The following is a 22,764-nucleotide window of genomic DNA, read 5'->3' as shown; positions in this document are numbered from 1 at the left end:
CTTGACCCGTATGCCGGATGCCCGCGGCCATTTTGGCCCCTACGGCGGCCGGTTCGTCTCGGAAACGCTGAGCTTCGCCCTGGAGGATCTGGAAAAGACCTACGCAAGCCTGCGTGATGATCCGGATTTTCAGGCGGAGTTCGATCGTGATCTGGCCCATTACGTGGGCCGCCCGTCGCCGCTGTACCACGCGGAACGCTGGTCCAAGAAACTGGGCGGAGCGCAGATCTGGCTCAAGCGCGAGGATCTCAATCATACCGGCGCTCACAAGGTCAACAACACCATCGGCCAGGCGCTGCTGGCCAAGAAGAGCGGCAAACCCCGAGTGATCGCGGAAACCGGCGCGGGCCAGCACGGGGTGGCCACCGCTACCGTGGCGGCGCGGCTGGGGCTTGAATGTCACGTCTACATGGGCGCCGCGGATATCGAACGCCAGAAGCTCAACGTCTATCGCATGCAGTTGCTGGGAGCTACCGTGGTGCCGGTGGAGTCCGGCTCGCGTACCTTGAAGGACGCCATGAATGAAGCGCTGCGAGACTGGGTCACCAACGTCGACAACACCTTCTATATCATCGGCACCGTGGCCGGGCCGCATCCCTATCCCATGCTGGTGCGGGATTTCAATGCGGTGGTAGGACGCGAGGCACGCGAGCAGAGTCTTGCCCAGATCGGCCGCTTGCCGGACGCCCTGGTGGCCTGCGTGGGCGGCGGCTCCAACGCCATGGGGCTGTTCTATCCCTTTGTAGAAGACGATGAAGTGGCCATGTACGGCGTCGAGGCCGGTGGCGACGGCGTGGAGACCGGTCGCCACGCGGCGCCGTTATCCGCCAACGCGCCCCGTGGCGTGCTTCACGGCAACCGTACCTATCTGATGAGCGATGAAGGCGGGCAGATCACCGAGACACACTCGATCTCCGCCGGGCTGGACTACCCTGGGGTGGGGCCGGAACACGCGCTATGGAAAGATGTAGGACGGGTGAACTACGTGACCGCCAACGACCCGGAAGTGCTCGAGGCCTTCCGGGAGCTGACTCACATGGAAGGTATCATGCCGGCGCTGGAATCCGCTCATGCTCTCGCCTACGCTAAGGTGCTGGCGCCTCAAATGCGGCCGGATCAGCATATCATCATCAACCTGTCCGGACGCGGCGACAAGGATATCCTGACCGTTGCCAAGATCGACGGCATCACTATCCAGGGGATCTCTTGATGAATCGTATCGACCAACGCTTTGCCGCGCTCAAACGGCAGGGCCGCAAGGCACTGATTCCTTACATCACCGCCGGTGATCCGACGCCTCGTCATACCGTGGGATTCATGCAGGCTCTGGTAAAAGCGGGAGCGGATATCATCGAGCTGGGCATGCCGTTCTCCGATCCCATGGCGGACGGGCCGGTCATCCAGAAGGCCTGTGAGCGGGCGCTGAAGCAGGGCACTCGATTGAGCCACCTGTTCGAGATGGTGAGCGAATTTCGCCAGAGCGATCAGGAAACGCCGGTGGTATTGATGGGCTATCTCAATCCCATCGAGCGGCTGGGCTATGAGCGCTTCGCCGATCTGGCCCGGGAGGCTGGCGTCGATGGCGTGCTGATGGTGGACATGCCGCCGGAGGAGGCGGACCAGCTCGGACCGATCTTCAAGGAACGGGGGCTTGCCACGATCTTCCTGGTGGCCCCTACCACTTCCGAGAGCCGAGCCGCTACAATAGTCGCCCAGGCGCAGGGCTATATCTATTATGTCTCTCTCAAGGGCGTGACCGGTGCGGCGACGCTGGACGTCGCCTCTATCGAACGTCATCTGGCGCCCCTGCGTGAGATGACGGCGTTGCCCCTGTGCGTGGGTTTCGGAATTCGCGACGGTGAAACCGCAGCGGCGGTGGCCCAGGTGGCGGATGGAGTCATTGTCGGCAGCGCCCTGGTCAATCACATCGCCGCGGGGGGCGACGATCCTGCCTCCATTCCGCCCAGGCTCAAGGCGGTGCTTGGCGAGATGCGCCAGGCGATGGATGCCTGAGCAAGACCGCCGCTTGCCTTGTTTCAACGATAGCCCGGAGGAGCTTCCGGGCGCGCAGCATGGAATTCTTTCGATATGAGCTGGCTTGACAAGATTGTACCCTCCATGGGACGCATCCAGCGCAAGGATCGCCGCAGCAGCGTGCCGGACGGCCTGTGGCGCAAATGTCCCAAGTGCGAGGGCGTGCTCTATCTACCCGAGCTCGAAAAGCATCAAAGCGTTTGCCCCAAGTGCGATCATCACCTGCGCCTCACCGCACGCAAGCGGCTCGCCTGGTTTCTCGACGAAGGGGATCGAGATGAGATCGCCGCGGATCTGGAACCCCAGGATCGCCTCAGGTTTCGCGATTCCAAGAAGTATCGCGATCGCCTGCTGGCCGCTCAGAAAGCCACCAACGAAAATGACGCCCTGATCGCCATGCGCGGTCGACTGGAAGGCATGCCGATCGTGGCGGTGGCTTTCGAGTTCACTTTCATGGGCGGTTCCATGGGGGCGGTGGTAGGAGAGAAATTCGTGCGTGCGGCGGCGCTGGCCCTGCAGGAGCGCATTCCGCTGATCTGCTTTTCCGCCTCCGGCGGAGCGCGCATGCAGGAAGCGCTTTTCTCGTTGATGCAGATGGCCAAGACCTCCGCTGCCCTGGAACGACTCAAGCAGGCGGGGGTGCCCTATATCTCCGTGCTGACGGACCCGGTATATGGCGGCGTTTCCGCTTCTTTGGCGATGCTCGGCGATCTCAACGTCGCGGAGCCGCGGGCGCTGATCGGCTTCGCCGGGCCGCGAGTCATCGAACAGACCGTGCGCGAGAAGCTGCCGGAAGGGTTCCAGCGCAGCGAATTCCTGCTCGAGCATGGCACCGTGGATATGATCGTGCATCGCCATGCCATGCGTCAGCGCCTGGGGGCGGTGCTGCGTAAGCTTACTCATCTGCCGCCGGTGGGGGCACCGGAAGTTATCACTTCAGGTGAGAGCGCGGAAGACGGTGAGCCGATGTGGGAGACTGAGCCGCTTGACGCAGAACTCCAGCAAGAGCCGCCGAGACATGAGGAGTTCATCGATACCGCGACGGAGCATCCTCTCGAGGAAGATCAACCGCGTCGTGGGCGCTGAACTCTCGTGAGCGCTCCAAGTTCAGCGATGCCGCAAACTCTTGATGAATGGCTCGGGCACCTGACCCGTCAGCATCCTTTGGGTATCGAACTGGGTCTTGAGCGCGTCGCCGAGGTTGGCAAGCGCCTTGGCCTGGAGGCGCGTCTCTTGGCCAAGCACGTCATCAGCGTTGCCGGTACCAACGGCAAGGGCTCCACCGTGGCCATGCTGGATTCCCTGGCAAGAAGCCACGGCCTGACCACCGCCACCTATACGTCACCGCATCTGCTGCGCTACAACGAGCGCCTGTGTTTCGATGGCGTCGAGGCGACGGACGCCACTCTGATCAAGGGTTTCGCCGCGGTCGAGACGGCGCGCCTGACGCCGACCGCTATCTGTTTGACTTATTTCGAGATGGGCACTCTGGCGGCACTTCATGCCATCGCCGCTCGTCCGCCGGATCTGGCGATTCTCGAAGTCGGGCTGGGCGGTCGTCTGGATGCGGTCAATGTCATCGATGCGGATCTGGCCGTCGTGACCACCGTCGCCCAGGATCATGCGGATTTCCTGGGAAGCGATCTGGAAGTGATCGGTTGGGAAAAGGCAGGCATCATGCGCGCCGGGCATCCGGTAGTGCTAGGCAGCCCGGCACTGCCGGCGAGCGTGGCGCAAACCGCCACTCGACTCGGTGCGCCGCACTACACCCTGGGTCGAGAGTTCAAAGTATCCTCGTCGTCTGCCGCCAAGGATCATCTAATCGCGGCGTCTTCCTCCTGGAATTGGCAGGGCACGAGTGCGCAGGGCGAGGCGTTGTCCCTGGATAACTTGCCGGATCCGGGATTGCCTCTGAATAATGCGGCCAGCGCCTTACAGGCGTTGGCCTTGATCGGCCTTGAGCTCACTCCGGATGCCTGCCGGCAAGGGCTGAGTCAAGCAAGGCTTGCCGGACGTATGCAGTGGCGAGACAACTGGTGTCTTGACGTGGGCCATAACCCCCACGCGGCGCAGTATCTCGCCACTCGGCTGGCAGCGCGCCCTTGTCGAGGTCGGCGAATCTGCCTGCTGGGCATGCTGGAGGACAAGGACGCAGCAGGGGTCATCGCGGCGCTTACGCCGGTCATCGATGCCTGGCTGCCGGTTTCTCTGGAGGGGGAGCGCGGTCGTCCGGCAGAGAGTTTGGCGGTATTACTCGAGGCCCGAGACCAACGTATACTACGGCTGGCGGAGTCGCCGCGGGTCGGCGCCGACTGGCTGGCGCAGCATTTGAGCGGCACCGACGAAGTGCTGGTATGCGGCTCCTTTTACACCGTGGCCGAGGTGCTGGCAGGCTGGCAAGCCGCGGAATCCGAGGAGCCAATATGTCGCGGAGAGGAAAATGAAATACGGAATGCGTGAGCGGGTCAGCGGTGTCGTCATTGTGCTCGCCCTGGCGGTCATCTTCTTGCCGATGCTGCTTGATGAACCCGCTCCCCGGGAAGACGAACAGCCCAAGCCGCAGATGAGCGTGGAAAAGCCCATCGAGGTCGAACGCCACAAGGTCGAGACTCCCAGTCCCCCGCCGGTCAGCGTAGGGAGCATTGCCGATCCCATGCCTCATGCAGAACAGTCGGACAAAAATTCCGCTCGCAAGGAAAAGGAGCTGGCGGTTCGCGAGACGACGTCGGTGAGCGAGAATAAAGAGCCCTCAGCGAGCAGCGACAAAGAGTCTTCAGCGAGCAGCGACCAAGAGCCCGCAGCGAATAAAGATAAAGTACCCTCGACGAGAACGCCCGAAACGTCTGCTCCGCAAAGCGATCCTATCGCCGAGCTTGCTGAACAGAAACAGACGTCCCCGGAACCTCAGCCGACGTCTCAGGCCAAGCCCGAGCCCTCCGCCGCGAATGCTCAGGGAAGCTGGTCCGTGCAGGCGGGCAGTTTCGGCCAGGCGGACAACGCCGAGCGACTGGAGGCCAAACTCAAGGAACAGGGATTCGACGCCTATCGCCGCCAGCGGGACAATAACCTGACCACGGTCTACGTGGGTCCTTATCCGAGTTCCGAGGCCGGTGAAAAAGCGCGCAGCGAACTCAAGTCCAAGGCCAATATCCAAGGGCTGCTGGTGCGCACGGATCGATGACTCTGACTTGGCTGGATATCGCTTTTCTGGGCATTTTGACCTTCACCGTGGTGGCCGGCTTCATGCGCGGCCTGGTGCGAGAAGGGCTCGGGCTGGCCGCCTGGGTGCTGGCCATCCTGGCGGCGCGAGCTTTCGCCATGCCGGTGGCGAATGCCCTGGACGGCTTGATCGAGAATCCGGACGTTCGCCTGATCCTGGCCTTCGTGCTGGTCATCTTTGCGGTCATCATGCTATGCGGTCTGGCGATTCGCATGCTGCACGCGGCGGTGGAATGGGTCGGCATGGGGCTGTTCAATCGCTTGGCGGGCGCGGCTTTCGGCGGACTCAAGGGAGGGGCGATCCTGGTGCTGGCAACCTTCCTGATCGGTCTGACCCCGCTTGAACAGCTGCAGGCCTGGCAGCAGGCTCAACTGCGTCCGCAACTGCTGCAACTTCAGGACTGGGCATTGGATCGCTGGCAGGAGTGGGACAAGGATAGTCCGGGCCGCTTGGCGCCATTGAAGAAACTTGCCCCGAGCGAGGACTCTGTCCAACAGCTTGGCTTTTGACACCTTCCGGCAGCATTTTCTAAGAATTAGTATGCAAGAGAGGTAAGCCCCCATGTGCGGTATCGTCGGCCTCATGGCCAATCAGGCGGTCAATCAGGCGCTTTACGACGCCTTGACCGTGCTTCAGCACCGGGGGCAGGACGCCGCCGGCATGATGACCTGGCACGAGGGACACTTTCTGCTGCGCAAGAGTAATGGCCTGGTACGAGATGTCTTTCACACCCGGCACATGGCACGGCTCAAGGGCAACCTGGGGATCGGTCATATTCGCTACCCCACCGCCGGCTCTTCCAGTGAAGCGGAATCCCAGCCGTTCTATGTCAATTCACCCTACGGCATCAGTCTGGCGCACAACGGCAACCTGACCAACTCCGATCAGCTCAAGCAAGAGCTGTTCTCCTCGGACCTGCGCCATATCAATACCAGCTCGGATTCCGAGGTGCTGCTCAATGTGTTCGCCCACGAGCTGGGCAAGCAGGGCCACGACCTCGAGCCGGACGATATCTTCGACGCGGTGCGCCGGGTTCACCGTCGGTGTCGCGGCGGTTACGCGGCGGTGGCGATGATCAACGGCTTCGGCATGCTGGCCTTTCGCGATCCTCACGGCATTCGCCCGGTAGTGTTTGGCACTCGCGAAGGAGCCGCGCACCAGGACGTGATGATCGCCTCGGAATCCGTGGCCCTGGACGTGGGCGGCTTCGAGCTGTGCCGCGACCTGGCGCCGGGGGAAGCCATCTTCGTCGACATGCAGGGCAACATTCACACCCGAAGCTGCGTGGATCGTCCGCGCTTGACGCCCTGCATCTTCGAGTACGTCTACCTGGCGCGGCCGGATTCGATTCTCGACGGCGCTTACGTCTATGGCACCCGCCTGGAAATGGGACGCAAGCTGGGGGATCGGCTGCAGGCCCAGTGGCCGGATCACGATATCGACGTGGTGATTCCGATTCCGGATACCTCGCGTACCTCGGCACTGGAGCTTGCCCAGCATCTGGGGGTCACCTATCGGGAGGGCTTCATCAAGAATCGTTATATCGGTCGCACCTTCATCATGCCGGGGCAGACCCAGCGCAGGAAATCCGTGCGCCAGAAGCTCAACGCCATCGGCAGCGAATTCGCCGGCAAGAACGTGCTGCTGGTGGACGATTCCATCGTGCGCGGCACTACCTGCAAGCAGATCATCCAGATGGCTCGGGACGCCGGGGCCAACAAGGTCTATTTCGCCTCCGCGGCGCCGCCGGTGCGCTATCCCAACGTCTACGGTATCGACATGCCCACGGCCAACGAGCTGATCGCCCACGGGCGCAGTGAGGCGGAAGTCGGCGAACTGATCGGCGCGGACCGTATCTTCTATCAGGATATCGAGGACATGAAGGAGGCCTGCCGGAAGATCAATCCCGCCATCGAGGCCTTCGACTGCTCCGTTTTCGACGGCCACTATGTCACCGGCGACATCGACGGCGCCTATCTGACGCAGCTCGAAGCTTCCCGTAACGAAGCGTCCAGAACGCAGCATGTCGGCGACCATGCCTTGGTCGGCGTGCATAATCAGGACGACGACGACCAGGACTGAAGGAATAATGCAATGAGCGATAATTCGACGGGCCAGGACCAGTGGGGAATCGATACCCGGGCAATTCGCACCGGCCACGAGCGTACCGGGGAGCAGGAGCACGGTGAGCCGATTTTCCCTACCTCGAGCTTCGTCTATGGCAGCGCCGCGGAGGCGGAACGCAAGTTTTCTGGCGAGGAGCCGGGCAATATCTATTCCCGCTTCACCAATCCCAGCGTGCGTACCTTCGAGCAGCGTCTGGCGGCGTTGGAAGGGGGCGAGCGCTGTGTCGCCACCAGTTCCGGCATGGCCGCCATTCTGGCCATGGCCTTGGCACTCTTGAAGACGGGAGACGAGATTCTCGCTTCCCGCTCCCTGTTCGGCTCCACCATCAGTCTGTTCGACAAGTACCTGGCACGCTTCGGCATCACCATCCGCTATGTGGAACTGGCCAACTTAGAGGCCTGGGAAGCGGCGATCACCCCGCAGACTCGACTGCTGTTCGCGGAGACGCCCTCCAATCCGCTGTCCGAGATCGTCGATATCCCGGCGCTGGCGGATATCGCCCATCGTCACGATGCCTGGCTTGCCATCGACAACTGTTTCCTCACCCCGGCGTTGCAGCGGCCTCTGGCGCTGGGGGCGGATCTGGTGATTCATTCCGCCACCAAGTATCTCGACGGCCAGGGTCGCGCCATCGGTGGGGCAGTCGTGGGGCGAAACAAGGAACTTGAAGAGGTGTTCGGCGCGGTACGCACCTGCGGGCCCTGCATGAGTCCCTTCAATGCCTGGATCTTCACCAAGGGGCTGGAAACCCTGAGGCTGCGCATGAAGGCGCACTGCGAACAGGCGTTGGCCCTGGCATTATGGCTCGAAGACCAGCCGGCGGTGCGGAAGGTACATTACAGCGGCCTGGAAAGTCATCCGCAGCATGAGCTGGCCCGTCGCCAGCAGGACGGCTTCGGCGCGGTGCTGGGGGTGGAGATCGTCGGGGGCCGCGAAGGTGCCTGGTCGGTGATCGACGCGACCCGCATGCTTTCCATCACCGGTAACCTGGGGGACGTCAAGACCACCATCACCCATCCGGCGACCACGACTCACGGCAAGATGACCGATGAGCAGAAGGCCGTCGCGGGGATCAGCGAAGACCTGATTCGCCTCTCCGTAGGCCTGGAAGACCTCGAGGACATCAAGAACGACCTTGCGACTGGCTTGAATGCGCTGGCCTGAGCTGTCGAGCCTGGCCAAAAGGGTTATGCTTGGGTGAGCGATGTTTAAAAATGTGATGTTGATTTATTGCAGTACCATTTTATTACAGTGGCGTGGTCGAGGTGAGCGATGTCTAGTTGGCGAGATACGCGCAGCGGCTGGGGCTGGATCAGTATTTTGATTCACTGGCTGAGCGCCGTAGCTATCGTCGGGCTGTTTGTGCTGGGCTGGTGGATGACGGACCTGACCTACTACGATAGCTGGTACAACCTGGCACCTTGGTGGCATCGTTCCCTGGGCATGCTGCTGTTCGGTCTTATCCTGGTTCGCGTTCTGTGGCGGGTGCCTCAGTCGACGCCGGTATTGAGCGGTCCCCGCTGGGAAAGTGTCGCGGCTCATACGGCCCATCTGACCTTGTATCTCTTGATGCTGGTCGTGCTGATCAGTGGCTATCTGATTCCCACCGCGGGAGGACGAGGCATTAGTGTGTTCGGCTGGTTCGAAGTGCCTGCCCTCATTCATGGGTTGAAGAATCAGGAAACCTTGGCGGGACTCGTTCATTGGTACGGCGCCCTGGCGTTGATGGTGCTGGCGGGTCTGCATACGCTGGCGGCCTTGAAGCATCATTTCGTTGATCGCCATGATACGCTGACACGAATGCTGATCCCCGGTAAGGCGCGCAAGCCCTGAATTTTTTATTGACCCACCAAGAGAATGACGATGCTCAAACGTATACCCATGATGGCCCTGGCGGGTCTTGCTCTGCCCATCTCCTTGCAGGCTCAGGCAGCGGATTATGTGATCGATATCGAAGGGCAGCATGCCTTCGTCCAGTTCAAGATCAGCCACCTGGGGTTTTCCTATATTCTGGGAGCTTTCGAGGATTTTGACGGCAACTTCAGCTATGACCCGGAGAACCTCGAGGCGTCCAGTGTCGATATCAAGGTCGATATCGATAGTCTGAATACCAATCACGCGGAGCGGGACAAGCATATCCTTGGCGACGATTTCCTCGACGCCGGTCAATATCCTACCGCCACTTTCACCTCTACCGGCTTCACCTCGACCGGAGAAGGTGAGGGCGAGTTGACCGGCGACTTGACCCTGCACGGGGAAACCCGGGAAATCACCATGGATGTTACCCACGTCGGTGGCGGAGAAGACCCTTGGGGCGGTTATCGCGAGGGATTCGAAGGCTCTAGCACGCTGGTGCTGGAAGATTACGGCATCGATATGAGCGACTTCCCGGAAGTGATGCATGAGTTGGAGCTGTATGTCACCTTCGAAGGGATTCGCCAATAAGTCGTAAATCCACGAGTGCCATCCCCCAGCGCCCTGCCCGTCAGGGCGTTTTCCTTGCAGCGCACTTTTTTGCGCACTGAATCCTTTTCAATCCAGCAACGGGAGTGCGCGTGTCGGCGTTATCTACTGCATCGCATGATTCCTCACTAAGCATGGGCCGCCAGCTCTGGCGTCAGACTTGGCCCATGGCCATCGGCGCGCTGGCGCTATTAAGCTTTCAACTGGTGGATAGTGCCTTTGTCGCGCGCCTGGGCACCGAGCCACTGGCGGCGCAGTCCTTCACTTTTCCGCTGTCGTTTCTGATCATCGGCGTGCAGGTCGGGCTGGGCATCGCCATTGCCGCCTTGATCTCTCGAGCCCTGGGAGCGAGGGAGCAGGAGCGGGCGGGTCGCCTGGGCAGCCTGGTACTGCTGATCGGCAGCGTGACGATTGGCTCGCTGGTCATACTGCTGTGGTGGCTGCAGGCGCCCATCTTTCGCCTGCTGGGCGCGGACGCCGATACTCTCGCTTTGATCCGGGACTACTGGGCGCCGCAGCTGGTTGCCGCCTGGCTGGGCGCGCTGTTGTATTTCGGCTACAGCCTGTTTCGTGCCCATGGCAATACGCGGCTGCCGGGCAAGCTGATGGTGGTGACCAGCCTGATCAATCTGCTGCTTGATCCCCTGCTGATTTTCGGCTGGGGCGAATGGCAAGGGCTAGGCCTGCCCGGCGCCGCCTGGGCGAGCGTGATTGCTTTCGCCTGTGGCCTGACGATCGTTGTCTTCACCCTCAGAGGCAAGCACTGGCTGACCTGGCAGGGATTGAAACAGGAAGCCAGGCAGTCGGCGAAAGCGGTATTGGGTATCGCTGGCCCGGCGATGATCAGCCAATTGATGCCGCCGCTGGCGGCCATGCTGGCCATCAGCGTGGTAGCTGGTCTGGGTCAGGCGGAGGTGGCGGCCTGGGGGCTTGTGACGCGGCTGGAAACCCTTTCTCTGGTGGTGGTGCTGGCGATGACCATGTCGCTACCGCCTTGGCTGGGACGCTGCTATGGGAGCGGAGATTGGGCGCAGATAGGCCGCCTGATGCGGCTTGCGGCCAAGGTGGTGGTGGTCTGGCAACTGGTGCTGGGAGTGCTGATGGCGCTCCTCGCGCCCTGGGTGGCTGGCGGATTGTCCGGCAACCCGGAAATCCGTGACGATCTGGCGCTGCTGATCCGCTTCCTGCTGCCCAGCTACGCCTTGCTGGGGCTTTGCATGCTGGTGGTTTCCGCCGGTAACGCTCTGGGTTGGCCGCTGCGGGCCATGCTGATGTCCGGGGCGCGACTGTTTATTTTCTATCTGCCGTGCCTGTGGTCAGGTGCTTATCTGGGCGGACTAGAAGGTCTGGCGATTGGCGCCGGCACAGGAAACGCCCTGGCCGGCTTGGCGGCCTGGCAGCTTTATCGCAGTGTCACCGACAAGAAGGTCGCCGCGCAGGCCAATAAAAAAGCCACGGTCCGAGCTGATCCGAGCCGTGGCGGCTAACACAGAAGAGCTTACTTGCAGACCGCGGCAATGGCCTTGACGATGTAAGGCAGCTTGTCGCTGGACATGCCTGCCACGTTCGCCCGTCCGGAACGCACCATATAAATGCTGAACTCATCCCGGAGGCGATCCACCTGTTCAGCGCTCAGGCCGGTATAGGAGAACATGCCGCGCTGCTCCGCCACACAGGCGAACTTCTCATCCAGCCCATGGGGTTTGAGAGCTTCCACAAACTCCCGGCGCAGTCCGTTGATACGATCACGCATTTCCGTCAGTTCTTTCCGCCAGTCCTTGGCGAGCTCTTCCGACTCGAGGATCTCCATGACGATGGAACCGCCGTGGGCGGGCGGATTGGAATAGTTCTCTCGAGCGACGATGGCGATCTGAGAGCGCACGTTTTCCATCTGCTCCTGATCCTTGGCGACCACGATCAGCGCTCCGGTGCGCTCCCGATAGATCCCGAAGTTCTTGGAACAGGAACTGGTGATCAAAACGTTGTCGAGTTTTTCCGCCATCAGGCGAACCCCGTAGGCGTCCTCGTCGAGACCTTCACCGAAGCCCTGATAGGCGAAATCGATCAGCGGCAGCAGATCGCGCTCCTTGACCACTTCGAGCACCTGCTGCCATTGCTCCTGGGATAGATCGAAGCCGGATGGGTTGTGACAGCACGCATGCAGCACCACCACGTCGCCCTGGGGAATCTGCTTCAGGGTTTCGAGCATGCTGGCGAAGTCAAGCCGGTTCTCCGCGTCCACATAAGGGTATTTGTATAGCGCGAGTCCTGCGCCCATGAAGATGCCCAAGTGATTCGGCCAGGTCGGATCGCTGACCCAGATGGAACTGCCCGGCAGCTGGGTGTAGATGAAGTCCGCCGCCAGACGCAGGGCGCCGGTGCCGCCGGGGGCTTGGGTGGCGCTGGCACGCTGCTGTTCCAGCACCGGAGAGTCGGCGCCCAGCACCAGGGGCAGGATGACCTTGGCGTAGCGCGGGTCGCCGTGGGAGCCGATATAGGTCTTGGTGGTCTCGTTTTTCAACAGAATCGCTTCGGCTTCTTTCACCGCCCGCATGATCGGCGTATTGCCTGCGGCGTCCCGGTAGACCCCGACCCCCAGATCGACTTTCTCCGGGTTGTTGTCCTTGTTGAAGGCCTCGATCAGCCCGAGGATGGCGTCGCCAGGGACTCGTTCAATTCGCTCGAACATGGAGCTTGTTACCTCTTCGTTTCGGCAAGTGAAATGCTTGGCTAGTCATTTTCATCATGCCATCCTGGCGGCGAAACCTCCACTTGCGCAACTGCTTGGCCCAATTCGTAGTGAATGAAAGCAGGCGAATCAGCGCGGGGCGTCATAGCGCCCCGGGCGTCCCTTGGAAAACACCACCTGCCAGAGTTGGAGGTTGCGTGCGCGGAAGGCGCCGGCGCATACCGCCAGATAGTAGCGGAACATGCGTCGGGTGCGTTCGCTGTAATTGTCGGCGATTTCCGGCCAGTGAGCATCGAAATTTCTGAGCCAGGCCATCAGAGTCAGATCATAGTCTGCCCCGAAGTTCTGCCAGTCCTCCATCAGCAGATGGCCTTCGCTGGCCTTGTTGATATGGGTGGTGGAGGGCAGCACCCCGTTGGGGAAGATGTACTTGTTGATGAAGGGGTCGGCGCTGATGTCGGAGGTATTGGAGCCGATGGTGTGCAGGACAAACAGCCCCTGCGAATCCAGCAGCCGATCCACGGTATCGAAATAGGTGCGGTAGTTGCGATGCCCCACGTGCTCGAACATGCCGATGGACACGATACGATCAAAATGCCCGTTAAGATCCCGGTAATCCTGCAAGAGAATTTCCACGGGAAGGCCCTTACAGCGCTTGCGCCCGAGTTCCGCCTGTTCCTTGGAGATAGTGATGCCGGTCACTTCGACCCCGTGATGGCGTGCCGCGTGCTCCGTGAAGCTGCCCCAGCCGCAGCCGATATCCAGCACCCGCATGCCCGGCTCGAGTTCGAGCTTGCGGGCGGCGAGTTCGAGCTTGGCCAGCTGCGCCTCATGCAGCGTTGTCGCGTCTTTCCAGTAGCCGCAGGAATAGCACCAGGTAGGATCGAGCATGCGCGCGAAGAGATCGTTGCCGAGGTCGTAGTGAGCCTCACCCACGATATAGGCCCGGGCCTTGCTCTGCAGGTTGAGAAAACCGCTTTGCAGTCGATAGGCAAGGCGTTCCTTGGGCGTGCGGGAGCGTTCGCCCAACCCGTGGCGCAGCATCTTGTAGGCCATTTCGTCGATGCGATCGCAGTCCCACCAGCCGTCCATGTAGCTTTCGCCAAGTCCCAGGGTGCCTTGATGAAGCACGCGGGAAAAGAAGTCCGGATGATGCACCCGTAGATCCCAGGGATTCGATCCGTTCAAGGCAATGCCGGAGCCGTCGAGCAGCTGTTCGACGATACGCCGGGCGCGAGTCTCCGGCAAGACAACGAATTCAGTAGGTTGATGGCTAGTCATGAGCTTTCTCTGATCCTTCAGGAACGGTTCATGAAGTGAGGCGAGCGCGATATCGATCGGGCTGTTTATTTGCCTGCTATTTAGCTTTTGAGTTGATTCTAGCCCATCGCTACAAGTTTTGCGTACAACCTAAATGTAGCTGACTTTATCGGGGTGTTCCGTCAGGAGCGTCCTGGTGTAAACCATTGTTCCTCTGTGGCGAGTCGAACGTGGAACAGGCTACAATCCCCGCTCTTTTTCAGTAACGTTTCAATGACGTGATCGGCGGCAGGCGTCGGCTACGAGTCGGGCGCGGCGCGTTCAGGGTGAAGGATGAATACCAGAAAACGACCTAACAACCTGTGGCTAGGCCGCTGGGGATTCATACTGGCCGCCACCGGCTCCGCGGTGGGGCTTGGCAATATCTGGAAGTTTCCCTACATGACCGGCGAATATGGCGGCGGCGCCTTCGTGCTGGTCTATCTGCTGTGCATCTTTGCGGTAGGCGTGCCGGTGATGATGATCGAGATCGCCTTCGGGCGGCGCGGCCGTGGCAGTCCCATCGATGCCATACGCCGCCTGGCCCGGGAATCCGGTCGTTCCGCCGGCTGGTCGCTGCTGGGCTGGATGGCCATGATCTGCGGCTTCATGATCCTGTCCTTCTACGTGGTGGTCGCCGGCTGGTCGTTTTCCTATCTATGGAAAACGCTCTCCGGAGGATTGTCCGGGGCAAGCGTCGAGGACATGGCGGCCATCTTCGAGGCCAACAACGCCAATCCCTGGGCCCTGGGGGCCTGGAGCACCCTGGTTACCGTGATCACCATGCTGATCGTCGGCCTGGGCGTGCAAAAAGGCATCGAGAAGAACGTCAGCTGGATGATGCCGGGCATGGTGATCATGCTGGGGATCATGATCGGCTATGCCATGTTCTCCGGAGGCTTCAGCGAGGGTGTGGCATTCCTGTTCTCCTTTGAAATCGGCAAGCTGACCAGCGAAGGCTTGTTGGCGGCGCTGGGCCATGCCTTCTTTACCCTGTCCCTGGCCTCCGGGGCGATTCTTACCTATGGCTCCTACCTGTCGGACAACAGCTCCATCGCACGCACCACCTTGACGGTAGCTTTTTCCGATACCGTCGTGGCGTTGATGGCCGGTCTTGCGATCTTTCCGGTGATCTTCGCCAATGGCCTGGATCCTTCCGCGGGGCCTGGGCTCCTGTTCATGTCGCTGCCCCTGGCCTTTCAGTCAATGCCCTTTGGCACCGTCTTTGAAACCATCTTTTTCGTGATGCTCTCCATGGCGGCATTGACCTCGTCGATCTCGATGATCGAGGCAACCGTCGCCTGGCTCAACGAAAGCAAGGGCATCTCTCGTGCCAAGGCGGCCTGGGGTTCGGGCATCCTGCTTTGGTTGATCAGCACCCTGGCGATGCTGTCCTTCAATATCGGCGCGGACTGGACCCTGGCGAGCAAGAATGTCTTCGACTGGCTGGATTTCCTCACTTCCCGTTTCCTGATGCCCCTCGGAGGACTGGGCATGACGCTGATGGCGGGATTCGTGCTGCGCAACGAAATCCTCAAGTCCGAGCTGGCGCTCCCCACCGTCGGCTACGTGCTGTGGCTCTACATGGTGCGCTACGTCAGTCCTCTGGGTATCGTGCTGATCTTCATCGACAGCCTGGGACTGATGGATCTGGACATGGGCAGCCAGTGGACCTGGTGGCTGGGGGTGCTGATCGCCATCAGCGTATTTGGCGAACTGGCCAACCCGCGACTCAAGCGTCAATTCGGTTCCTGATTATTTGGGGTATCCGGATTAAATGGTTGAAGGGATCCTCAAGCCCTTCCGCCCCCTTAATCCGCCCAGAAGGTTGATAGATCGACGCCGAAGTTCTTCTCGGGCTCAGATAGATCCATGCTGTAGGTCATGGTGGCCCTGCCCAGGAACGGGGATTCCTTGGTCTGCGGCGACTTCTTCTTATGCTTGGTGGTGTAGAGCATCTGGGCCCGCATCACCTCGAATGAGTAGCCACGGCCATCGCGGTTCTTGTTCTTGGCCAGCCGGTTGATCGACTCCGTGAAGGCGTTGGTGATGGGGATATCAGTCTCAAAGTAGGTCAGCATCTCCTCACGCCAGCCGCTGACGGCACTGACGAGATCCTTCCAGACCTCTTTCTGCCCTTGGGAATGTCGTCAATCCAGCGAGCCAGAGCTATCTCGGCATCACGCCGGCTGGTGCAGTTCCAGATGTGGTAAAACCTCCTCTTACGCTTGTAGGCTGCCAGGAGCTTCAACCTGAAAGCGGAGATCATGTTCTTCCACCTTGGTGTCCAAGACGTGATATTCCGGCAAGTGGAGGAGGTTATCGGACATGCTGGTCATGCGGTGTTCTCTTTGTGGTAACCAAGCGTTACCAAGGCCGGTAGCATCCGGCTCGCTCAGCCTGGGTTCGTTCTGATTCCATCTATGAGATGAGGCGTCAAATCCAGTGCTTCACTTGCGGAGTGGAATTTCGTCGAGCCGGATGCCTCATTGAGATGCCAAGACGGTCAGAAACAGCAACGGTCACCTGGAACTCAACCTGTTCTTCAATCTGGCGCCGAATCGGGGTGGTGTGGTGCTGCGCTTCCCCGTCTGGATCAGCACCACGCCCCCCCAGGATCAATGCCAACGCAAGGATAAAGGCACCGGTGATTTCCTCGCCGACCACAGCGCCAATGATCACCGCCACCACCGGGGCAATGTAGGTCGCGCCGGATGCCTGCACGGAACCGAGTTTTTCGATGATGAAGTAATAGCAGAAGAAGGCCCCGCCGGTGCCTAGCATACCCAAACCAAGAACCGCTCCCAACAGTGCGCGAGGCTCCGCCCCTATCGCAGCCATGCCGTCAAAGTCGGTCAATATCAGCAGGGTCAGAAGCGCGAGGCCCGTCTGCCAGGTCGCCAATGCCAGCGGGGGCAGCTTCAGCGGCGACAAGAACCGTTGGGCATAGACGAATGACACCCCGAGGCTCAGTGTCCCGGCCAGCATCCAGAAGACCCCGACCAACGCCACGCCATCGGTGCCCGCCCAGGGGCGGGCGCTCAGTGCGATACCGATGAAGCCCAAGGCAACGCCAGCCGCCATCTGACCGGTCGGGCGATCCTGACGCAGGAACAGGAAGGCGCTGATGAAGGTGAAGATGGGAATCGAACCGCTCAGGAGCCCAGCAATGCTCGAAGGAAGCCGGGCGGTGCCGGCCACGAATCCGTAATAGTAGAACGTCGTCGCAAGCATCGACATGACCGCGAAGTGCGGCAGATGACGGAGTTGATCGCGAGTCAGGACCTTGGCCCGCCATGCCACCAGAGCCAGGGGAAGAAAACCGAACAGCACACGCAGGAATACCGTCTGTGTGGGCGAGATCAGATCAGTGGCCCACTTCATGAAGATGAAGTTCGAGCCCCAGATAATGCCGAGCGCGGCGAGCGCAGTATAGGCACGCAACATGGCGTTTCTCCTTCAGGAAAAGCGCAACGAGCGCCTTCCCCGGGGAAAGGCGGCTCATTGAAGCGGAAGGATAGGAGTCATCAGATGGCGCGGGTCACGCCGCCATCGACGCGGATATTCTGACCGGTGATGTAGCCTGCGCCGTCGGATAGCAGAAAGGCCACGGTGTCTGCGACTTCCTCGACGGTCCCATAGCGACCCATCGGCACGCTGTCGCGCCGCTCATCGATCTCGGGAAGGCTGTCGATCCAGCCGGGTAGGACATTGTTCATGCGAACATTCTTCGCCGCATAGGCATCCGCGAAGAGCTTGGTAAAGCTCGCCAATCCCGCTCGGAATACCACCGAGGTCGGGAACACGCTGGACGGCTCAAACGCCCAGGTAGTCGAGATATTGACGATGGCGCCACCGCCCTGTGCTTCCATGATCGGCGCGACCAGACGGGTCGGTCGCACGGCGCTCAGGAAATAGACCTCCATGCCCTGGTGCCAGTCCTCGTCAGAGATGTCGAGGATCGGTGCGCGCGGCCCATGGCCGGCGGAGTTGACCAGCGCGTCGATCCGCCCCCATGTCGCCATCGTCAGATCCACGACCTGCTTCACGTCCTTGAGTGACTGGTTCGAGCCGGTGACACCGACGCCACCCAGTTCCTTGGCCAGGGCCTCGCCCTTGCCCGACGAGGAGAGGATGGCGATTCGATAGCCTTCCTGAGCCAGTTTGCGTGCGGCAGCGGCTCCCATGCCGGATCCGCCGCCCATGATGAGTGCCACTTTTTCTTCAGCCATGATAGCCTCCTTTGGTCAGTTCTGGAGGCATTGTGCCAAGTGATGGCCGACGTTTCGCGCGATAAATAAACGTGCCAGACTGTAGAAAAACTACGGGGTATGTATCATGACGCCATCCCGCCGCAAGCTCCCCCCTCTCAATGCTCTGCGTGCCTTCGAGGTCTCGGGCCGCCGACTGAATTTCCGGGCCGCCGCCGATGAGCTGGGCGTCACCCAAGGTGCCGTCGCGCAGCAGGTGCGCGCGCTAGAGGAGCATCTGGGTCAGGCCCTGTTCCAGCGCTTGCCGCGCGGCCTCGCCCTGACGCCACAGGGCGCGGCCTACCTGACGGACGTGACCCGCGCCTTCGATACGCTCGGGGACGCCACCGGACGACTTCTGGAGCGACCGGACACTGTCACGATCAGTGTCACGCCGACCTTCGCCGCGAAGCTGTTGATTCCTCGTCTGGCCGAGCTGAACGCCGCGCTGCCCGGCGTGGAATTGCGCACGGTCGCCACCGAGGCGCTCTCCGATTTTGAGCGCGACCAGGTGGACATCGTCGTGCGGCTGGCCCGTCCGCCGTTCCCGTCCGGGCTGGAGGCCAAGCTGCTATTCCACCAGGAGCTGGTCGCGGTCGCTAGCCCCCATCTGGTCAAGGAGTTACCGCTACCCCTTTCTACCGAACGGCTTGGGGGACTGCCGCTCTTGCATGACGCGCACGATCATTGGCCGTGGTTTCTGCGTACCGGCGGCACGCTGCCCGGCGCGGTATTCAACCAGACGACACTAGCGCTGGATGCAGCCTTGGCCGGCCAGGGCGTCGCCTTGGCATGTCGGGCGTTTGTGGCAGGGGATCTTGAGGCCGGGCGCCTAGTGCAGGTCACGGATGCGACAATGATCAAAGAGCCCAGCTACTTCCTGGTCCGCAAGCGGCCCCTCTTGCCTCTCGACTCGAGAGATGCGGTATGGGACTGGTGCGTGGCTTGGCTCTCGCTCAGTGCCGATTAGTGGGGCTAGGCGCCGCCTTTCTGAGGCTCTTCGTCGTTGGGCGTGGAATTCGCTTCCTGAGCTGAGTCATGATACGACTCCTTCGATGACAGGAGGTATGGCATGGACGAAACCTAGATTCTTAACCTTGGCTTGGGCCTGCAAGCACCCTGGTTCCTCAAGGCCTCGTACCTGGATGCCTCCGTGCTGCCCCACAGCCTGGATAACCATGTCGAGGCCGAGCAAGGCAGCCTCTACTCCTGCCCGGTGCGAGGCCTGTGGGCCAGATACTCTCTCACTTGATAAGCCGCGATTCAGCGTCCAAGTGGTTACCCTGATACACCGACTTCGAGCACGATCTTGCCGACATGGCGCTTTTCCTGGAAAAGGGCCTGTGCCTTGCCAATCTGCTCGAGGGGTAGGGAGGCAGCGACCAAGGGGACGATTCTGCCCTGTTCGATGTGCCACATCAGGTTGCCGAAGACTTCGGGCTCCAGCACCGTGCAGCCCAACAGGCTCAGATCCTTGAGGTAGAGGGTCCTGACATCCAGCTCGACGATGGGGCCGGCAATCGCGCCGGACACGGCATAGCGCCCTCCGCGGCGCAGCACCTCCAGGTACTGCGGCCACTGCTCGCCGGCGACGAGATCCACCACGACATCGACGCTATCGGCCTCGATGGCATCCCGCAATGCTTCGTCGCGCAGTATTACTTCGTCGGCGCCCAAGTCGCGAAGCATCTCGGCCTTCTCGGCGCTTGTGATGGCGATGACATGCGCACCCCGTGCCTTGGCCAGCTGGACAGTGGCCGAGCCAACCCCGCCGGAGGCGCCAGTGACCAAGACCCGCTCCCTTTGAACGACCCTGGCGCGCGTCAGCATGTTCTCGGCAGTGGAGTAGGAGCAGGGGAAGGAGGCGAGTTCGACATCGCTCATGTCACTGTCGATGCGATAGGCATGCCGTGTGGCCACTGTCGTGTACTCCGCGAAACCGCCGTCGCACTCCGAGCCAAAGTACCAGGGCTGATCCAGAAGCTTGCCGCCGTTTTCCCTGATGCAGGGCTCGATCAGTACTCGCTCGCCAATCCTTTCGGCACTCACCCCCTCGCCGACCGCGGCAATCTCGCCACAGACATCGGCGCCCTGAATGCGCGGAAACTGGAGCGCCTGGCCCGACCAGCTGGCATCCTCGCTCTCCCCGTTGCCTTTCGAATACCAGGCGAGACGGGTATTGATATCCGTATTGTTGACGCCGGCGGCGGCCACCCGAATCAACACCTCACCGGGCCCGGGGGTAGGCACGGGAATATCGTGTCGGTGTTCAAGCATTTCCGGGCCACCATGCCCGGTGAGCTGGATGCCGTGCATCGTGTCAGGCCGCGTCATCGTCGTTTCTCCTCATCAGTTTCAGGGCAGCAGTTTGTGCTGTCCGAATGATTTCCTCACCCAGTGTGGGCCAGGCCGTCGAGGCCCCTTCGTGAAGAAGGAAGAGTTCTCCCGCCAGATCCTCGCGACCGCTTAGAGTCGCCAGTAATCGGTGCATGTCGTGCTTGTGCTGTTTCACCGATGCAGTGACCTGTGTGTTGTTCGGAAAGGCGGCGAAGGCGCTCATCGACAGGCAGCCATTTGGCGCGTTGCTTTCCATCCACTGGGCCAGACGCTGGAACAGCTCGGTGATAGCGTCCGTACCCCGAGGTGGGGTATCCAACGCCAGGAAGTCGAGATAACGGGCATGGTGATGATCCAAGGCACCGATGACCATAGTTTCCTTGGAGGGAAAATGGCGATACAGCGTCCTCATGCTGACCCCGGACGCCTTCTTGATGTCGTGCACGCTGGGTGTGGCGAAGCCCTGTTGGCTGAAAAGCTCCTCCAGTCGTGCCGCAATCCGATCCTTGTCCATTGATCACCTTGACGAAGTAGAAAGAACATTCTACTTCGTCAAGGCATGGCGTGATACACAGGACCTGCGATTGAGCCAGAGACCAGGGGATCGACATGTGCATGTTTGGAAGGCATGAGCGGCTTGTTCCAAGCGGCCCGATCACGCGCACGGGGCTACCGGAACGAGACCAATTTCATCGCGATAATCTACCTGATCGGCAGTCTGGTGGGTCGCCTGCTTGATCAGGCCAAATCCACATGAAACGTCGAAGAGCCCCTTTCTGGTGATTAATCTATTAACAGATGGGTAATCTTCAAAAAAATCTTTCAACCAGCCAGTCCGTTGTGACGCTGACCGTTTACCTGGCATTAAAGCTTGTGAAGCAACCAGCTAATCCAGATACCCATTATTTGTATCTTTTCAATAGCTTCGCTGGATCGGTCTCTCGCTAGGCCATCCCGAGCGAAGGCGCTGTAAACCCGTCCTTGGGCGCTAATTTTGCTATCTGACCGCTATGGATTGAACTGGACCCCGAAATTTGGACAGGTGCCTAAGCTCTGATTCATCATCTCCCTCAGGAGGAGAATCATGAGCAAGAAACGCCAACAGTACAGCGCTTCATTCAAGTCCAAGGTTGCCCTGGCCGCTCTCAAGGGTGACCAGACCACTTCCGAGATCGCCGCCCGTTTCCAGATCCATCCGACCATGGTCAGCACCTGGAAACGCGAGCTGCTGGAAAATGCCCCTGACCTCTTCGAAGGCAAGAAGAAGGCTGGCAAGCCGTCCAACGAGCCCAACACCGATGAACTCTATCGCGAGATCGGCCGGTTGACGGTGGAACGCGATTTTTTATCGCGCAAGCTCGATCAGTAAGTCGTCGACGCCGGTTGGCGATGATCGAGCGCGACCACCCTGATATCAGCATGACGCGCCAATGTGAATTGCTCAAATTGAGCCGCTCATCGGTGTACTACCGTCCTCGGCAACAGCGTCAGAAGGATTTGAATCTCATGTATCTACTTGATCAGCAACATCTGGAAACGCCGTATTACGGGTCTCGCAAAATGCGGGCGTTCCTGCAGCGCCAGGGCTATCAGGTAAACCGCAAGCGAGTCCAGCGACTGATGCGCACCATGGGCCTGCAGGCGGTATACCCGCGTCCGAGAACCAGCATTCCCGGCGAGGGGCACAAGGTTTATCCCTACCTGCTCAAAGGGCGCCGGATCGACCGGCCCAACCAGGTGTGGGCCGCCGATATCACGTATGCGCCGCTGGCCCGGGGCTTCATGTACCTGGTGGCCATCATGGACTGGCACACTCGCAAGGTGCTGTCCTGGCGCGTCTCGAACACCCTGGACGCTGACTTCTGCGTTGATGCTCTGGAGGAGGCCCTGCAACGTCATGGAACGCCGGAAATCTTCAACACGGATCAGGGTGTCCAGTTCACCAGTGAAGCCTTCACCGATGTTCTCAAGCATCATGGCATCCGGATCAGCATGGACGGCAAGGGCTGCTACCATGACAATATCTTCGTGGAACGCCTCTGGCGCAGTGTCAAACATGAGTGCATCTACCTCACCGCCTTCGAGGATGGGCGACACTTGAGACAGGCGCTTAACCGGTACTTCCGGCACTACAATCAGGAGCGGTTCCATCAGAGCCATGATTATCAAACACCCGACGAGGTGTATTACCAGCCATCCGTGACCCTGACAGCTTGAGCCGGGTAAACAAAGAGGTCAGAGCTTAGTAACACCTTCAAGCTGTCCAGCTGATGGGGTCCACCTCAGATGGCGGGAATGCCGGAATTGCACGGAGCCTTTTCTGGCCATGGCAAAAAGCTTGTTCG

General features: G+C 60.5%; 20 protein-coding genes and 2 pseudogenes. 15 read left to right on the top strand and 7 right to left on the bottom strand.

Annotation, left to right across the window (positions count from 1 at the left end; all coding sequences use genetic code 11):
* Positions 1-10: 10 nt before the first annotated feature.
* The 11 genes from trpB (at position 11) to FGL86_RS15525 (ending at position 11,331) form a co-directional block, all read left to right on the top strand.
* Positions 11-1,210 carry a tryptophan synthase subunit beta gene (trpB, locus tag FGL86_RS15575; RefSeq protein ID WP_147186243.1) on the top strand — a complete coding sequence of 400 codons (1,200 nt, stop codon included), beginning with the start codon at positions 11-13 and terminating at the stop codon, positions 1,208-1,210.
* The gene (trpA, locus tag FGL86_RS15570) at positions 1,210-2,013 is read left to right on the top strand and encodes a tryptophan synthase subunit alpha (protein ID WP_147185608.1); all 804 of its coding nucleotides are present in this window, start codon (positions 1,210-1,212) and stop codon (positions 2,011-2,013) included. The genes trpB and trpA overlap by 1 nt, the downstream gene beginning before the upstream one ends.
* 75 nt (positions 2,014-2,088) lie before the next feature.
* Entirely contained in the window at positions 2,089-3,120 is a 1,032-nt protein-coding gene (gene accD / locus FGL86_RS15565; protein WP_147185607.1) for an acetyl-CoA carboxylase, carboxyltransferase subunit beta, read from the top strand.
* A gap of 27 nt (positions 3,121-3,147) precedes the next feature.
* Complete coding sequence (gene folC / locus FGL86_RS15560) at positions 3,148-4,494, top strand: bifunctional tetrahydrofolate synthase/dihydrofolate synthase (RefSeq protein ID WP_147185605.1); 1,347 nt, start codon at positions 3,148-3,150, stop codon at positions 4,492-4,494.
* Entirely contained in the window at positions 4,475-5,215 is a 741-nt protein-coding gene (locus tag FGL86_RS15555) for an SPOR domain-containing protein (RefSeq protein WP_147185604.1), read from the top strand. Before folC ends, FGL86_RS15555 begins: the two co-directional genes overlap by 20 nt.
* The gene (locus FGL86_RS15550; RefSeq protein WP_147185602.1) at positions 5,212-5,763 is read left to right on the top strand and encodes a CvpA family protein; all 552 of its coding nucleotides are present in this window, start codon (positions 5,212-5,214) and stop codon (positions 5,761-5,763) included. Before FGL86_RS15555 ends, FGL86_RS15550 begins: the two co-directional genes overlap by 4 nt.
* Before the next feature lie 52 nt (positions 5,764-5,815).
* The gene (gene purF / locus FGL86_RS15545) at positions 5,816-7,336 is read left to right on the top strand and encodes an amidophosphoribosyltransferase (protein WP_147185601.1); all 1,521 of its coding nucleotides are present in this window, start codon (positions 5,816-5,818) and stop codon (positions 7,334-7,336) included.
* A 12-nt stretch (positions 7,337-7,348) separates the two neighbouring features.
* Positions 7,349-8,545 (top strand): O-succinylhomoserine sulfhydrylase, encoded by a 1,197-nt coding sequence (locus FGL86_RS15540; protein ID WP_147185598.1) that lies wholly within the window; start codon positions 7,349-7,351, stop codon positions 8,543-8,545.
* 108 nt (positions 8,546-8,653) lie between these two features.
* Positions 8,654-9,214, top strand: a complete 561-nt coding sequence (locus FGL86_RS15535) for a cytochrome b (protein WP_147185597.1) — start codon at positions 8,654-8,656, stop codon at positions 9,212-9,214.
* Positions 9,215-9,244: 30 nt separating this feature from the next.
* Entirely contained in the window at positions 9,245-9,826 is a 582-nt protein-coding gene (locus FGL86_RS15530) for a YceI family protein (RefSeq protein WP_147185594.1), read from the top strand.
* A 152-nt stretch (positions 9,827-9,978) separates the two neighbouring features.
* On the top strand, positions 9,979-11,331 hold the full coding sequence (locus FGL86_RS15525) for an MATE family efflux transporter (protein WP_147185592.1): 1,353 nt from the start codon (positions 9,979-9,981) through the stop codon (positions 11,329-11,331).
* Positions 11,332-11,342: 11 nt separating this feature from the next.
* On the opposite strand, the gene FGL86_RS15520 is transcribed toward FGL86_RS15525, so the two are convergent.
* Positions 11,343-12,533, bottom strand: coding sequence for an amino acid aminotransferase (locus FGL86_RS15520; protein ID WP_147185590.1), 1,191 nt, complete (start codon positions 12,531-12,533; stop codon positions 11,343-11,345).
* Between the two features lie 129 nt (positions 12,534-12,662).
* Entirely contained in the window at positions 12,663-13,814 is a 1,152-nt protein-coding gene (cfa, locus tag FGL86_RS15515) for a cyclopropane fatty acyl phospholipid synthase (protein ID WP_147185588.1), read from the bottom strand.
* A 312-nt stretch (positions 13,815-14,126) separates the two neighbouring features.
* Between cfa and FGL86_RS15510 the strand changes: the two genes are divergently transcribed.
* A complete protein-coding gene (locus FGL86_RS15510; RefSeq protein WP_147185587.1) occupies positions 14,127-15,587 on the top strand; it encodes a sodium-dependent transporter in 1,461 nt (486 codons plus the stop codon).
* Between the two features lie 56 nt (positions 15,588-15,643).
* Here FGL86_RS15510 and FGL86_RS15505 read toward each other — a convergent pair.
* The 3 genes and pseudogenes from FGL86_RS15505 to FGL86_RS15495 all read right to left on the bottom strand — a co-directional run.
* Positions 15,644-16,080: pseudogene (locus tag FGL86_RS15505) on the bottom strand (transposase); the annotation flags it as partial.
* 188 nt (positions 16,081-16,268) lie between these two features.
* Positions 16,269-17,279, bottom strand: a complete 1,011-nt coding sequence (locus FGL86_RS15500; RefSeq protein ID WP_246131663.1) for a DMT family transporter — start codon at positions 17,277-17,279, stop codon at positions 16,269-16,271.
* A gap of 80 nt (positions 17,280-17,359) precedes the next feature.
* Positions 17,360-18,064, bottom strand: coding sequence for an SDR family oxidoreductase (locus FGL86_RS15495; RefSeq protein WP_147185585.1), 705 nt, complete (start codon positions 18,062-18,064; stop codon positions 17,360-17,362).
* Between the two features lie 106 nt (positions 18,065-18,170).
* Here FGL86_RS15495 and FGL86_RS15490 point away from each other — a divergent pair, with 106 nt between their 5' ends.
* Positions 18,171-19,052 carry a LysR substrate-binding domain-containing protein gene (locus tag FGL86_RS15490; RefSeq protein ID WP_147185583.1) on the top strand — a complete coding sequence of 294 codons (882 nt, stop codon included), beginning with the start codon at positions 18,171-18,173 and terminating at the stop codon, positions 19,050-19,052.
* Between the two features lie 308 nt (positions 19,053-19,360).
* On the opposite strand, the gene FGL86_RS15485 is transcribed toward FGL86_RS15490, so the two are convergent.
* Positions 19,361-20,416 carry an alcohol dehydrogenase family protein gene (locus FGL86_RS15485; protein WP_147185581.1) on the bottom strand — a complete coding sequence of 352 codons (1,056 nt, stop codon included), beginning with the start codon at positions 20,414-20,416 and terminating at the stop codon, positions 19,361-19,363.
* A complete protein-coding gene (locus FGL86_RS15480) occupies positions 20,403-20,933 on the bottom strand; it encodes a TetR/AcrR family transcriptional regulator (RefSeq protein ID WP_147185579.1) in 531 nt (176 codons plus the stop codon). The genes FGL86_RS15485 and FGL86_RS15480 overlap by 14 nt, the downstream gene beginning before the upstream one ends.
* Before the next feature lie 99 nt (positions 20,934-21,032).
* Between FGL86_RS15480 and FGL86_RS15475 the strand changes: the two are divergent.
* Both FGL86_RS15475 and FGL86_RS15470 read left to right on the top strand, forming a co-directional pair.
* Positions 21,033-21,176: pseudogene (locus FGL86_RS15475) on the top strand (ISL3 family transposase); the annotation flags it as partial.
* 327 nt (positions 21,177-21,503) lie between these two features.
* Positions 21,504-22,636, top strand: a protein-coding gene (locus tag FGL86_RS15470) for an IS3 family transposase (RefSeq protein ID WP_425468291.1) whose coding sequence is annotated in 2 segments (ribosomal slippage) — positions 21,504-21,759 and positions 21,759-22,636 — 1,134 coding nt in all. Because the reading frame shifts where the segments join, the coding sequence is not laid out codon by codon here.
* The last annotated feature ends 128 nt before the right edge of the window (positions 22,637-22,764 follow it).

The organism is Pistricoccus aurantiacus (assembly GCF_007954585.1).
Taxonomy (GTDB): Bacteria; Pseudomonadota; Gammaproteobacteria; order Pseudomonadales; family Halomonadaceae; genus Pistricoccus; species Pistricoccus aurantiacus.
This window is presented reverse-complemented; position numbering and strand designations above follow the sequence as displayed.

Bases quoted from the DNA above. Each gene is read 5' to 3' on its own strand.
- FGL86_RS15490 (WP_147185583.1), top strand. From the start codon at position 18,171: ATGACGCCATCCCGCCGCAAGCTCCCCCCTCTCAATGCTCTGCGTGCC.
- trpA (WP_147185608.1), top strand. From the start codon at position 1,210: ATGAATCGTATCGACCAACGCTTTGCCGCGCTCAAACGGCAGGGCCGC.
- FGL86_RS15520 (WP_147185590.1), bottom strand. From the start codon at position 12,533: ATGTTCGAGCGAATTGAACGAGTCCCTGGCGACGCCATCCTCGGGCTG.
- cfa (WP_147185588.1), bottom strand. From the start codon at position 13,814: ATGACTAGCCATCAACCTACTGAATTCGTTGTCTTGCCGGAGACTCGC.
- FGL86_RS15535 (WP_147185597.1), top strand. From the start codon at position 8,654: ATGTCTAGTTGGCGAGATACGCGCAGCGGCTGGGGCTGGATCAGTATT.
- FGL86_RS15540 (WP_147185598.1), top strand. From the start codon at position 7,349: ATGAGCGATAATTCGACGGGCCAGGACCAGTGGGGAATCGATACCCGG.
- FGL86_RS15485 (WP_147185581.1), bottom strand. From the start codon at position 20,416: ATGACGCGGCCTGACACGATGCACGGCATCCAGCTCACCGGGCATGGT.
- accD (WP_147185607.1), top strand. From the start codon at position 2,089: ATGAGCTGGCTTGACAAGATTGTACCCTCCATGGGACGCATCCAGCGC.
- FGL86_RS15495 (WP_147185585.1), bottom strand. From the start codon at position 18,064: ATGGCTGAAGAAAAAGTGGCACTCATCATGGGCGGCGGATCCGGCATG.
- FGL86_RS15480 (WP_147185579.1), bottom strand. From the start codon at position 20,933: ATGGACAAGGATCGGATTGCGGCACGACTGGAGGAGCTTTTCAGCCAA.
- folC (WP_147185605.1), top strand. From the start codon at position 3,148: ATGCCGCAAACTCTTGATGAATGGCTCGGGCACCTGACCCGTCAGCAT.
- FGL86_RS15510 (WP_147185587.1), top strand. From the start codon at position 14,127: ATGAATACCAGAAAACGACCTAACAACCTGTGGCTAGGCCGCTGGGGA.
- FGL86_RS15550 (WP_147185602.1), top strand. From the start codon at position 5,212: ATGACTCTGACTTGGCTGGATATCGCTTTTCTGGGCATTTTGACCTTC.
- FGL86_RS15525 (WP_147185592.1), top strand. From the start codon at position 9,979: ATGGGCCGCCAGCTCTGGCGTCAGACTTGGCCCATGGCCATCGGCGCG.
- trpB (WP_147186243.1), top strand. From the start codon at position 11: ATGCCGGATGCCCGCGGCCATTTTGGCCCCTACGGCGGCCGGTTCGTC.
- FGL86_RS15530 (WP_147185594.1), top strand. From the start codon at position 9,245: ATGCTCAAACGTATACCCATGATGGCCCTGGCGGGTCTTGCTCTGCCC.
- FGL86_RS15500 (WP_246131663.1), bottom strand. From the start codon at position 17,279: ATGTTGCGTGCCTATACTGCGCTCGCCGCGCTCGGCATTATCTGGGGC.
- FGL86_RS15555 (WP_147185604.1), top strand. From the start codon at position 4,475: ATGAAATACGGAATGCGTGAGCGGGTCAGCGGTGTCGTCATTGTGCTC.
- purF (WP_147185601.1), top strand. From the start codon at position 5,816: ATGTGCGGTATCGTCGGCCTCATGGCCAATCAGGCGGTCAATCAGGCG.